The organism is Paractinoplanes deccanensis (assembly GCF_016862115.1).
Taxonomy (GTDB): Bacteria; Actinomycetota; Actinomycetes; order Mycobacteriales; family Micromonosporaceae; genus Actinoplanes; species Actinoplanes deccanensis.
Map to the genome: position 1 here is coordinate 20,571 of NZ_BOMI01000149.1, position 11,612 is coordinate 32,182.

Here is an 11,612-nt window from a genome sequence, read left to right on the forward strand (position 1 = left end):
CCCAACCGGCCCCCGCTTGAGGCTTGGAAAGCATACGTGATCGACCGCCCCGCCTCCAAACCGGTATCCCCCTGGCGGAGGCCGAGCGGGTGACCTGCGAAAACTCAGGGCCGGGCCGCGGCCGCCACGGCTTGGGCGGCCTCGGCGAGATCAGTGAGCTGGGCCACCCCGGAGGGCAGGCGGTCGGGCCAGCCGGGGCCGGCGGCGGCGGTCAGCAGCGGCGGGTGCGGGGCGTTCAGGACCTGGAGCAGCTGGGCCGGGTCGCCGGTGGCCGGGGTCTGCGACCAGAGGACGACCACGGCGGGGCCGGTACGGGCTATCGCGTCGGACAGCGCCTCGGGAGGCACCCGGGCGCCGAGCAGGCGGCACGGCACACCCCCTTCGGCGAGGGCGGCCGCCAGGGCCTCCAGGGGGAGCGTGTGCTGCTCCTCGTCGGCGGCGGCGAGCAGGACGCGCGGGACGTCTCCGGGTGCGGGCCGGGAGACGGCGGCGAGGACCTCGGTGACCGTACGGGAGATCAGGTGCTCGACCTCGACGAAGCGCTGGGTGGCCTCGTAGCGCTCGCCGATGCCGATCAGCACGGGCATGGCGACGTGGTTCCAGGCCTCGATCACGCCGCTCTCGGACACGGCGGACTGGAAGATGTCGCGCATCGCGGGCGCGTCGAGGCGCATGGCGGCCCGGGCCAGGCCGCGGGCGGCGGGTGAGGCGGCGCCGAGGGCGATCGCCTGGCCGCCGCCGTCGCGGCGTGTCGTCGTGCCGGTGAAGGCCGAGAGGTCCAGGTCGTCGACGCGGCGGACCCAGGCGGCCGCCTCGGCGGGGGCGACGCCCTGTGCGGTGAGCCGCTGCATGACCTGGAGCCGGTCGAGGTCCTGCTCGGTGTAGCGCCGGTGGTGGCCGGGCACGTGTTCGCTGGGGCCCAGCCCGTACCGCTGGTGCCAGGTCCGCAGGGTGGTGACCGCCACGCCCAGGCGGCGCGCCACGGCTCCGGCGGTCAGTCCCTCAACGGCCACCCGACCGCTCCGGCGCCTCGTCGAGCAGGGCGGCGACGGGCCGCGCCGGGAGACAGCCGAGATGTTCCGCCAAGCGGTTCGTCACACCTGGGAGCCAGGGCGCGTACGCCCGTGAGTCGCCCGCGAGCTCGACGAGCAGGTCGGGCACCGACACCCACCGGCAGTCCGCCACCTCGTCCGGGTCGGGTGCCGGCCGCACCCCGTCCGGCAGGTCGCCGATCAGCACGTGGTCGTACTCGTATTCGACGCGCCCGGTGGCCGGGTCTTCGGCGTAGTACGCGTACACGCCCACCTCGGTCAGCGGCACCGCGGCCAGGCCGAGCTCTTCGGTCAGCCGCTCGCCGGCGGCCTCGGTCAGCGACGAGCCGGGGCCCGGGTGGCCGCAGCACGTGTTGGCCCAGCGCAGCGGAAACCGGGTCTTCACCGCCGCCCGCTGCTGGAGCAGCACCCGGCCGGAGCTGTCGCGCAGGAAGACCGAGAACGCCCGGTGGAGCTGGCCCGGCGCGCGGTGCGCCTCGTCGACAGTGGTCGAGCCGAGCACCTCGCCGTCGGCGTCCACGAGCTCGACGAGGTGGGATTCGCGAGACGTCACGACGTGATCCTTCCGGCGGCGAGCTTTCCCGAGATCAGCACCATGGGCACGCCCACGCCGGGCTGGGTGCCCGAGCCGGTGAACACCACGTTGGGCAGCGAGGGGTGCAGGTTGGCAGGGCGGAACGGGCCGGTCTGGGCGAACGTGTGCGCGGCCGCGAACGGGGTGCCCGCCGCCATGCCCTGGTCGAGCCAGTCGGCCGGCGTGATGATCTCGCGTACCTCGATGCCGTCGCCGAAGCCGATATAGCCGCGGTCCTCGAGCGTCCGGACCAGCGAGTCGGCGTATCGGGTGCGGAGGTCGCCGCGCCAGTTCATCGGGCCGGCGTCGAGGTTGGGTGCCGGGGCGAGCACGTAGTAGGTCTGCTTGCCGGGCGGCGCCGCCGACGGATCGGTGTGTGTGGGGTTGGTCACGAGCAACGACGGGTCGCTCATCAGCAGCCCCTTGCGGATCACCTCGTCGAAGGTGCCGCGCCACTGGTGTCCGAAGTGGATGTTGTGGTGCGCGATCTTCCCGTACGACCGGGTGGATCCGATGTGCAGCACCACGCAGGAGGGTGAGTAGCGCAGCCGGCGCTGCCGGCGGGGCGGCAGGAGCTCGGTCTCGGCGACCGGCAGGTCGGGGTTGAGCACCACGACGTCGGCCGGGATGCGCTCGCCGTCCGCGGTGATCACGCCGGTGGCGCGGCCGTTGAGCGTCTCGACCCGGGTGACCGTCGTGTCGTAGCGGAACTCGACGCCGTGCTTCTCGGCGGCGCCGGCCAGCGCCTTGGGGACGGCGTGCATGCCGCCCTTGGGGTAGAACACGCCGGCGACCGAGTCGAGGTAGGCGATCACCGCGTAGATGGCGAGGGCGTCCTGCGGTGCCAGGCCGGCGTACATCGCCTGGAAGGAGAAGATCCGCTGGGTACGGGGATCGCGGAAGTACTGATTGATCTTGGGTTGGAGGCGCCGGAACCCGCCGAGCCGCAGCAGCTTGAGCAGGTTGAGGTTGACCAGGTCGACCGGGGTGTCGAGGTTGCGGTCGATGAAGTCGCGCCGCTCCAGCTGCCAGAGCTCGCGCGCGAAGTCGACGAACCGCAGGTAGCCGTCGGCCTCGCGGGGGCCGCACACACGGGAGATCTCGGCGGCCATCCGGACCGTGTCGGTCTTGACGTCCAAGGTGGACCCGTCGGGGTAATATGCCCGATATGCCGGGTCGAGGGGCGTCAGCTCGAGCCAGTCCGACAGGTTCTCGCCGACGGCCGCGAGCGGCTCCTCGATCAGCTCCGGCATGGTCAGCACGGTGGGGCCGGTGTCGAACTCGTACCCCTGGAGGCTGAGCCGGCCCGCCCGGCCGCCGGGCACGGACTCGCGCTCGACGACGGTGACCTGCCGGCCGGCCGCGACCAGATGCAGCGCGCAGGCCAGCCCGGCCAGCCCGGCGCCGACGATGACCACCCGCTCGGTGGGGCCCGTGACGGTTCGCATGGCAGACATCATGCCGGTCGGTGCGTGGCTCGCACCGCAAGCTCGATGAGGGCGGCACGCGCGTCCTCGTGCAGGGGCGCGCCGGCGAGCGCGGCGACGCCGTCCGCGACGCGCTCCTGGATCATCGCCTCGAGCCGGGCCGGGGCGCCGGTCTCGGCGATGACCTGGGCGCGCCGCGCGATGTCGGCCGGGCTGAGATCGGGGGAGGGTGAACCGCCGGAGCCGTCGGCGGGGTTGACGGCTCCGGCGGGGTCGAGGGCCTCTCGCTGTGCGGGAGAGGCGAGGCGGCGGGCCAGCATGAGAAGCGCGGTCGGCTTGCCGGTCCGCAGGTCGTCACCGGCGGGCTTGCCCGTGACGGCGGGGTCGCCGAACACCCCCAGCAGGTCGTCGCGCAGCTGGAACGCCTCGCCGACCGCGAGCCCGTACCGGCCGTACGCCAGATCGATCTCGGGGTGGGCGAGCCCGGAGAGGGCGAGCCCGAACTGCAGGGGACGTTGGATCGTGTAGCTCGCGGTCTTGTGCCGGGCGACGAGCAGCGCGCGCTCGACCGACCACGTGCCGGGCTCGGCCTCGCCGAGCACGTCGAGATATTGCCCGGCGATGGCCTCGACGCGCATGCGGTCGTAGCAGGTCCGCACGCCCTGGGGAGCCTGCGCCCGGGCCAGCAGCTGGTCGGCCCAGACGAGGCAGAGGTCGCCGATGAGGATCGCGGCCGAGGTGCCGAACCGCTCGCCGTGACCGTTGCGGCTCGCGAAGATGCGGTGCGCCGTCGGGCGGCCGCGCCGGGTGTCCGACTCGTCCATGACGTCGTCGTGCACGAGCGCGAAGGTGTGCATGAGCTCGAGCGCCGCGAACGCCGGCAGCACCGGCTCGAGGGGCGCGGCGTCGCCGGCGACGCCGCGCCAGCCCCAGTAGGCGAAGACCGGCCGCAGCCGCTTGCCCCCGGCGAGAACCAGGTCGCGAGCCGTGCGGGCGAAGCCGCCGAGCTCGGGGTCGATCGCGTCGAGGGAGGCGATCTGGGCGGCCAGAAAATCGGCCAGCGTGCCCTGGATCGCGTCGATCAGCGAGTGGGGGGTGGCGCCGTGGCGGGGTATGCCGCGGTGCCTGTTTCCCTGGAGCGTGTCGTTGGCCACGAGAACGACCGTACCCTAGCCTCATGGTTGCGTCGATTCGTGCGTCGATTTAGTTGGGGGAAGTTGTGGATGTCGACCTCGCAGCCGCTTACGAGCGCTGCCGCGAACTGCACAAGAAGCACGGGCGTACGTACTACCTGGCGACCCGTCTCCTACCCGCCTGGAAGCGCCGCCATGTGCACGCTCTCTACGGCTTCACCCGGTATGCGGACGAGATCGTCGACCGCACCGAGGACCTGCCGCCGGCCGAGCGCGCCGCCCAGCTGACCGAGTGGTCGGACCGCTTCGTCGCCGGCCTGCGCGGCGAGCCCGTCGACGACCCGCTGCTGCCCGCCGTGCTGCACACCATCGCCGTCTTCGACCTCGACGTGGACGACTTCGCGACGTTCCTGCGCTGCATGGCGATGGATCTCACGGTCACCTCGTACGAGACCTACGACGACCTGCTCGACTACATGGAGGGCTCGGCCGCCGTGATCGGCACGATGATGCTGCCGATCCTCGGGTCGAGCGACCCGGCCGCCGCGCGCGAGCCGGCCCGCCAGCTCGGCTTCGCCTTCCAGCTCACCAACTTCATCCGCGACGTCGACGAGGACCTCGAACGCGGCCGCGTCTACCTGCCCGAGGCCCACCTCGCCGAGTTCGGCGTCACCCGCCGCGCCCTGCAGCGGCGCCAGACCACCCCGGCGATCCGCGAGCTCATCAAGTACGAGATCGCGCGCGCCCGGGAGCACTACGCCGCGGCCGCACCCGGCATCCCGATGCTCGAACCCGCCTCCCAGGCCTGCATGCGCACCGCGTACGCCCTCTACGGCGGCATCCTCGAGGAGATCGAGGCGGCCGGCTACGACGTCTTCGCCGGGCGCGCCACGGTGCCCAACCGGCGCCGGGCCGCCGTCGCGATGCGCAGCATCCTCACCCGGCCCGGCACGCCCGTGCGGAGCGCCGTGTGATGCGCGCCGCGGTCGTGCTGTTCACCCGGGACCTGCGGGTGCACGACAACCCCGCCCTCGCCGCCGCGTGCGCCGGCGCCGAATACGTGGTGCCGCTCTACGTGCTCGACCCGTCCCTCAGCACACTCTCGCCGAACCGGTCGCGCTTCCTGCACCAGGCGCTGGCCGACCTGCGCGAGTCGCTGCGCGCCCGCGGTGGCGACCTGATCGTGCGCATGGGTGACCCGGTCGCCGAGGCGATCGAGGTGGCCCGCTCGGCCGGCGCCGAGGGCATCGGGCTCGCCGCCGACGTGAGCCACTACGCCCGCCGGCGTGAGGAGCGGCTGCGCCGCGAATGCGACCGGCACCGCATCGCGCTGCGCCTGTTCCCGGGCCTGACCGTCGTCGACCCGGGCGCGTTGCGGCCGGGTGGCGGCGGCTCGTCGTACCGGGTCTTCTCGCCCTACTTCCGGGTGTGGCAGGCGGCCACCTGGCGGGACGAGGTCGCGGCGCCCGACAAGATCACGCTGCCGTCCGGGGTCGCGGTCGGCCGGCTGCCGTCGCTGCCCGACGGCGAGTCGCCCGACGCGGCCGAGGGCGGCGAGACCCCGGCCCGGCGCCGGCTCCGGACCTGGTTGCGCCACGTCGGCGCGTACGCGGAGCTGCACGACGACATGGCCGCCGACGGGACGAGCAGGCTCAGCCCGTACCTGCGCTTCGGATGCCTCTCGCCGCTGGAGCTCGCCAACGCGGCGCGCGACAACGAGGCGTACGTCCGGCAGCTGTGCTGGCGTGACTTCTACTACCAGGTCGCGCTCGCCTTTCCGCAGATCTCGAAGGAGCCGATGCGGCTCGCGGCCGACAGCGGCTGGCGCGACGACTCGGACGCCCTGCGGCACTGGCAGGACGGGCTCACCGGCGTGCCGATCGTGGACGCCGGGATGCGGCAGATGCGGGCCGAGGGCTGGATGCACAATCGGGCACGGCTCATCACCGCGGCGTTTCTCACCAAACATCTGGGCGTCGACTGGCGGCCGGGACTCCAGTGGTTCTTCCGGTGGCTGCTCGACGGGGACGTGCCGAACAATTCCGGCAATTGGCAGTGGGTGGCGGGCACCGGGAACGACACGCGGCCCTACCGGCGCTTCAATCCGATTCGCCAGGCGGAGCGGTTCGACCCCTCGGGCGTGTACGTTCGTCGCTACGTACCGGAACTCAAGGGAATCGAGGGCCGCGCGGTCCACCAGCCGTGGCGGTTGCCGGAGGACGTTCGCCGCGGCCTCGACTATCCCGCGCCGCTGGAGTCACACCGGGACGAAGCGGTGTGGCTCCGGCCGTGAGCCCCGCCCGGTACGCCCGGGCGGGTAAAAGCGGAGCCCGCCGGCCGGGTTGCGTCCGTCATAACGTCAAGGCCGGCGGGCCCCGCCCTTGACGGGCAGCAGGACCGTCTTACCCACTGACCGCCCGGTTCACTGTGCTTCGAAATCGAAGCGATAACCTGGACGTATGCCACTCGCGCCGCATCAGCTCGGGACGTACTTCGCGCTCACCGAGGCGGTCAGCCTGCTCCAGCACGCCGTCGAGCAGCAGCTGCGCGCCGAGGGCGATCTCAGCCTGATCCAGTTCGGGCTGCTCGCCCGGCTCTCCGAGGCACACCGGCTGACCATGACCGAGCTCGCCGACGGCGTCGTCTACAGCCGCAGCGGGCTCACCTATCAGGCCGGGCTGCTCGAGAAGGCGGGGCTCGTCACGCGGGAGCCGTCACCCGACGACGAACGCGCCACCCTGGTGACGATCACCCCGGCGGGCCTGGAACGGGTCCAGCGGGTCCTGCCCGGGCACGTCGAGATCGTCGAGCGCATGCTCTTCTCGCAGCTCACCGAGGAGGACACCGCGGCCCTCGGCGGCATCATGACGCGCGTACGGGATCACATGCGCTCGGCGCCGCCCCGCTCCTCGATCCGCAAGCGCAAGGCCCGCGACTCCAGATAGCGCCGTTCCGGCAGGCTCAGCGTGCGGCGCGCCGCGTCCTCGTACGCCTGCCGGGCCTGGGGCAGGTCACCGGCGCGCTCCAGCAGGTGCGCGCGGACCGCGGCGACCCGGTGATGATCTCCGGTGTCCGCCTCGTCGAGAGCGCGCAACGCGACCGCCGGCCCGTCGACCTCGGCCAGCGCCACGATCCGGTTCAGCGTGACCATCGGGCCCGGCGCGAGCACGTCGAGCAGGCGATAGAGCTGAAGGATCTGCGGCCAGTCGGTCTCCTCCGCGGTCCGGGCCTCACCGTGCACCGCCGCGATCGCCGCCTGCACCTGGAACGGCCCGATCTCCGTCTCGGTCAGCGCCGCCGTGATCAGGCGGACGCCCTCGTCGATCGCGGACCGGTCCCACTTCGCCCGATCCTGCTCGGCGAGCGGCACGAGAGCACCGTCGGTACGCGTACGCGCCGGCCTGCGCGCGTCCGTGAGCAGCATCAACGCGAGCAGCCCGGTCACCTCGCCATCCTCCGGCAGCCGCGCGTGCAGCTGGCGCGTCAGGCGGATCGCCTCGGTGCTCAGCTCCACCCGGTGCAGCCGCGGCCCCTCGCTCGCGGTGTACCCCTCATTGAAGATCAGATACAGCACCTGCCGTACGGCGGGAAGCCGCTCGCCGGGCACCACGAACCGGGCGCCGGTCTCCTTGATCCGCCGCTTCGCGCGGCTGATGCGCTGGCCGACGGTCTTCTCCGGGATCAGCAGCGCCCGGGCGATCTCGGCGGTGGTCAGGCCGCCGACCGCCCGCAGGGTCAGCGCGATCTGGGACGCCGGGCTCAGCTCCGGATGGCAGCAGAGCACCAGCAGGGCGAGCTCGTCGTCACCCCGTACCACCGGAACTGGATCTTGCGGCAGGGCCTCACGCCGCCGCCGGGCCTCGTCACTGCGCGACATCTCGATGCGGCGACGGGAAGCCACCCGGATCAGCCACGCCCGCGGATCGTCCGGCACCCCCTCGGACGGCCACTGCCGCGCGGCCGCGAGCAGCGCCTCCTGCACGGCGTCCTCACACGTGTCGAAGTCGCCGTAGCGCCGCACCACCGCGCCCAGCACCTGCGGCGCGGCGGCACGGAGGACGTCCTCTATTCCCATGTGCTCATGTCGAGGACGGGACGCACCTCGACCTCGGTGTTGGCCGCGTCGGGCACCTTGGCCGCCCAGGCCGAGGCCTCCGCCATGTCGGCCACGTCGATCAGGTAGAAGCCCGCGAGATGCTCCTTGACCTCGGCATACGGCCCGTCGGAGACGATAGTCTCGCCGGCGCGCACGGAAACCCACTTCGCCAGCGACGGATCGGCGAGCCCTTCGGAGACCACGAGCACGCCGGCCTCCTCCATCTCCTTGGTGAGCGCGAGATGCCCCATCCCGAGGGCGCCGCGCTCCTCGTCGGACATCCGCTCCCAGACAGCGAGGCTGCGCGGGTTGGACTGGATCAGGATCAGAAACTTCATCACTCAACTCCTCGTCGTCCCAGCCAGGAAGTTCTCACCCCAGAAGTTCTCACCCAGGATGTCGAAACCACCCGCCCGGCTTCGACGTCCCGGGTGAAGTTTCTTCTCAAGGAGGTCGACATGCAGGAGATCCGAGAGGTCATCGAGCGCCGCGCCGCCCTGCTCCAGGAAGGCGACGTGAAGGCGATGCTCGCCCATTCCGCCCCCGAGGTCGTCGAGTTCAGCCTGGCACCGCCGCTGGTCTCCCGCGTGGACACCAACGACCCCACCCCCGTCGAACGGTGGCTGGCCACCTTCGAGGCCCCGCCCCGCCGCACGGTCACCCAACTGGAGATCACCACCGACGGTGACGTGGCCTTCGCCACCAGCATCGACTCCATGTCCGCCACCCCGCGCGGCGCCACGGAGCCCTTCACCCTCTGGTACAGGGTGACTCTGGGCCTGCGCCGCATCGACGGCCGCTGGCTGGTCACCCACGAGCACGAGTCGGTCCCCTTCCACATGGACGCGGAGATGAGGGCCGCCATCGACCTCCAGCCCTGACTGACGGACGTGGCAATGCAGGCCGCTGATCGCGCGTCAGCGGCCGCGCCGCGTGTTCCTCAGTGGTATCGCTATGGCGCGTAGCGCTCCACCAAGGTGCTTGTCGCAGAGACGCTCCAGGGGATCCGCGCCGGTAAGCCGGTATCCGAGGGCGGCACAGCCGTCAGCCTGAAGCTCACGCAAGAAGGCGACGACTCTCTTCTGCTTGCTCTTCGGGAGTGATCGCAATTGCTGGTCTGCGCGAGGGGTCCGCACGATCGCTGTCGGCATGGCAGTTACTCGTCGAGGCCGAGCTCTCTCGCCAGTTCGTCGGCGTCTGTCGGAATGCCTTCGCCGCGGCGCATCTGTTCGAGGCTCACTCGCAGGTCGTCGTTTCGCAGAACAGCGTCGTCCATCAACCTGTGCCAAACCTTGTTCAGAAGGTCGCGATGGTGGCCGGCGGCGCGCAGGTCGCGAGCCAACGTGATCACCTCGTGCAGCCGCCCGGCGTCGAGGCCGCTTCCCGGTCCGTCGCTGTAGACAAGAAGCCCTCGCCGCGCCCACGCGCGCACCGTGGGTTCACTCACGCCGAGCAGGGAGGCCGCCACCGACACCGGAACCGGGCCGAGGTCACCGAGGAACTCTCGGCTGATCTGCAGAAGCTCCAGGCGGTTGCGGTCGTTCTCGTCGAAGCCACCGGCGATCCGCTCGATAGTGCCCACACGAGCCAAGATCCGCTCCACCTCGGCTCGCTTGGACCTGCGTGGCCTGCGTTTCTGCTGCGCATGGATCTTGGCTTTACGAGCCGGGGAGCCCATCGCACCCTCCTCCTCAGTGCCCAAGCACTTTCGAGTATGCAGCAGTTTTCCGAAAGTCGGTAGCGATGGCGGCACCGAGCGACGCTCGAAAAGTAGTTGACCCACGACTAGAGGGTGACGCACGCTGTCAAGCGACGAAGGAGCCGATCGACCGGACGGCGGTGCCCGCGGCCAGGGGGTGGCCGCGGGCACCGGGTGGAGGGGGTCTCGAGGGGACGGGCACCAGCCATGCCCGTCCGGGGGTTCCTCTCGGCCTCCTCCGTGATTCCTCTTCCGCAAGGGTCAGAAATCGGTCGGCCGGCGGGCCGGTTGAGGGTTCCGGTGGGGCAATTCGCGCTTATTCGGGCTGGGTGGAGGGCCTTGAAGCGGGCGCGGGCCGTCGACGAGAGTGTGTCCAGATCGATGGCAGCGGTTCGAGGAGGAACGCGGTGCTGACTTTCACCAATGCGGCCGAGCAGGCGGCCTGGACGATGGCCGAGGCGCTGAGCGAAAAGGCGTTCGCCGCCATGCGGCAGGCCGAGGAGGCTCAGGAGAAGTTCCGGGCGGGGCGGATGGCGATGCGCCAGCAGTTCAAGGCGCGTGGGCTCTCCGACGTCGACGCGAGCATCCGCTGGAAGGGCACGGCGCAGGCGCAGGCCGCGTGGGCCGACCAGGAGTACTACATGGGCCAGGCTGCCATGTACAACGAGGCGGCCGCCGCTCAGTACGCCAAGGCCCTTTATCTCAAGAAGAGCTAGGCCGCCCGGTGGCGCAGCGTCGCCACCGTCGAGCCGGCCAGGGCCAGCAGGCAGTCGGGGAGCTGGCCGTCGGCGATCGCGGCGCCGAAGAGGGCCTCGCCGGTCGGGATGTCGCCGTTGACGTAGGCGCTGACGAAACGCGCGACCCAGCGCTTGTCGTAGCGGGCGTCGTCGATGCCGGGGAAGTCGAGGGTCCAGGCGCCGCCGGTGGGGATCTGCCCGACCATCGTCGCCGCGAGGCACCAGGCCACGTCGTAGGCCCCGACTATGCCGTCGCGGTCGACGACCGCGTCGAAGGTGCCGACCACCGCATCGCTGTCGCCGCTCAGCGCACGCTGGAGCACGAGCGCCGCGTCGTCGAAGGCGTGCTGTGGAACCTCGGTCACGTGAGAAAAGGTACGTGGATCGGTCAAGGTTCGCCCGCCGTGCGGAAAATTTCAGGCTCCGCGCAACAGGCAGGTGATGCGCGCGGTGCACACCCGGTCGCCGGTCTCGTCGGTGATGACGATCTCGTACGTCGCCATGGTGCGGCCGCGGTGGACCGGGGTGGCGATGCCGGTGACGACGCCGGAGCGGGCCGACTTGTGGTGGGTGGCGTTGATGTCGACGCCCACGGCGAAGGGACGGTCGACGCTCTGGCCGTGCATGACCGCGCCCACCGAGCCCAGTGTCTCGGCAAGCACGCATGACGCGCCGCCGTGGAGCAGGCCGTACGGCTGGGTGTTGCCCTCGACCGGCATGGTGCCGACGACCCGCTCGGCCGACGCCTCGGTGAGCTGGATGCCCATCCGCGCGCCGAGGGTGCCGCCGCCACCGGTGGCGTCGAGGAAGTCCTGCACGCTGTCGGCAGCAATATCCATTCGATCCACGTTACCGGCGTGACCCGGCTCGCGGACCTGTGACTTGAGCCCTAGT

The 11,612-nt window shown here is 71.4% G+C and carries 14 protein-coding genes; 5 read left to right on the forward strand and 9 right to left on the reverse strand.

Annotated features, from left to right (window positions below; genetic code table 11):
• Nucleotides 1-104: 104 nt before the first annotated feature.
• From Ade02nite_RS37135 to Ade02nite_RS37150, 4 genes are read right to left on the reverse strand one after another with little or no spacing between them, the layout of a single operon-like run.
• Entirely contained in the window at nt 105-1,013 is a 909-nt protein-coding gene (locus Ade02nite_RS37135) for a MerR family transcriptional regulator (protein ID WP_203774021.1), read from the reverse strand.
• A complete protein-coding gene (gene idi, locus Ade02nite_RS37140) occupies nt 1,003-1,605 on the reverse strand; it encodes an isopentenyl-diphosphate Delta-isomerase (RefSeq protein WP_203774023.1) in 603 nt (200 codons plus the stop codon). Before idi ends, Ade02nite_RS37135 begins: the two co-directional genes overlap by 11 nt.
• Nucleotides 1,602-3,074, reverse strand: a complete 1,473-nt coding sequence (gene crtI / locus Ade02nite_RS37145) for a phytoene desaturase family protein (RefSeq protein ID WP_203774025.1) — start codon at nt 3,072-3,074, stop codon at nt 1,602-1,604. The genes idi and crtI overlap by 4 nt, the downstream gene beginning before the upstream one ends.
• An 8-nt stretch (nt 3,075-3,082) precedes the next feature.
• Nucleotides 3,083-4,207, reverse strand: coding sequence for a polyprenyl synthetase family protein (locus Ade02nite_RS37150; RefSeq protein ID WP_203774027.1), 1,125 nt, complete (start codon nt 4,205-4,207; stop codon nt 3,083-3,085).
• Between the two features lie 65 nt (nt 4,208-4,272).
• Here Ade02nite_RS37150 and Ade02nite_RS37155 point away from each other — a divergent pair, with 65 nt between their 5' ends.
• From Ade02nite_RS37155 to Ade02nite_RS37165, 3 genes are all read left to right on the forward strand, one after another.
• Nucleotides 4,273-5,160, forward strand: a complete 888-nt coding sequence (locus tag Ade02nite_RS37155; RefSeq protein ID WP_203774029.1) for a phytoene/squalene synthase family protein — start codon at nt 4,273-4,275, stop codon at nt 5,158-5,160.
• Nucleotides 5,160-6,479, forward strand: a complete 1,320-nt coding sequence (locus tag Ade02nite_RS37160) for a cryptochrome/photolyase family protein (protein WP_203774093.1) — start codon at nt 5,160-5,162, stop codon at nt 6,477-6,479. The genes Ade02nite_RS37155 and Ade02nite_RS37160 overlap by 1 nt, the downstream gene beginning before the upstream one ends.
• A gap of 166 nt (nt 6,480-6,645) precedes the next feature.
• Nucleotides 6,646-7,131 (forward strand): MarR family winged helix-turn-helix transcriptional regulator, encoded by a 486-nt coding sequence (locus Ade02nite_RS37165; protein WP_203774031.1) that lies wholly within the window; start codon nt 6,646-6,648, stop codon nt 7,129-7,131.
• Here the strand turns inward: Ade02nite_RS37165 and Ade02nite_RS37170 are convergent.
• Both Ade02nite_RS37170 and Ade02nite_RS37175 read right to left on the reverse strand, forming a co-directional pair.
• Nucleotides 7,068-8,261 carry an RNA polymerase sigma factor gene (locus Ade02nite_RS37170; RefSeq protein ID WP_203774033.1) on the reverse strand — a complete coding sequence of 398 codons (1,194 nt, stop codon included), beginning with the start codon at nt 8,259-8,261 and terminating at the stop codon, nt 7,068-7,070. The genes Ade02nite_RS37165 and Ade02nite_RS37170 overlap by 64 nt on opposite strands.
• On the reverse strand, nt 8,252-8,620 hold the full coding sequence (locus Ade02nite_RS37175; RefSeq protein WP_203774035.1) for a YciI family protein: 369 nt from the start codon (nt 8,618-8,620) through the stop codon (nt 8,252-8,254). The genes Ade02nite_RS37170 and Ade02nite_RS37175 overlap by 10 nt, the downstream gene beginning before the upstream one ends.
• 120 nt (nt 8,621-8,740) lie before the next feature.
• Between Ade02nite_RS37175 and Ade02nite_RS37180 the strand changes: the two genes are divergently transcribed.
• Nucleotides 8,741-9,163 carry a YybH family protein gene (locus Ade02nite_RS37180; RefSeq protein WP_203774037.1) on the forward strand — a complete coding sequence of 141 codons (423 nt, stop codon included), beginning with the start codon at nt 8,741-8,743 and terminating at the stop codon, nt 9,161-9,163.
• A 275-nt stretch (nt 9,164-9,438) separates the two neighbouring features.
• Here Ade02nite_RS37180 and Ade02nite_RS37185 read toward each other — a convergent pair whose 3' ends face one another.
• A complete protein-coding gene (locus Ade02nite_RS37185; RefSeq protein ID WP_203774039.1) occupies nt 9,439-9,960 on the reverse strand; it encodes a hypothetical protein in 522 nt (173 codons plus the stop codon).
• A 428-nt stretch (nt 9,961-10,388) separates the two neighbouring features.
• On the opposite strand from Ade02nite_RS37185, the gene Ade02nite_RS37190 reads away from it, so the two are divergent.
• On the forward strand, nt 10,389-10,697 hold the full coding sequence (locus tag Ade02nite_RS37190) for a hypothetical protein (protein WP_203774041.1): 309 nt from the start codon (nt 10,389-10,391) through the stop codon (nt 10,695-10,697).
• On the opposite strand, the gene Ade02nite_RS37195 is transcribed toward Ade02nite_RS37190, so the two are convergent.
• Complete coding sequence (locus Ade02nite_RS37195) at nt 10,694-11,083, reverse strand: hypothetical protein (protein WP_203774043.1); 390 nt, start codon at nt 11,081-11,083, stop codon at nt 10,694-10,696. The genes Ade02nite_RS37190 and Ade02nite_RS37195 overlap by 4 nt on opposite strands.
• Nucleotides 11,084-11,134: 51 nt before the next feature.
• Nucleotides 11,135-11,557 (reverse strand): PaaI family thioesterase, encoded by a 423-nt coding sequence (locus Ade02nite_RS37200; protein WP_203774045.1) that lies wholly within the window; start codon nt 11,555-11,557, stop codon nt 11,135-11,137.
• Between the last annotated feature and the right edge of the window lie 55 nt (nt 11,558-11,612).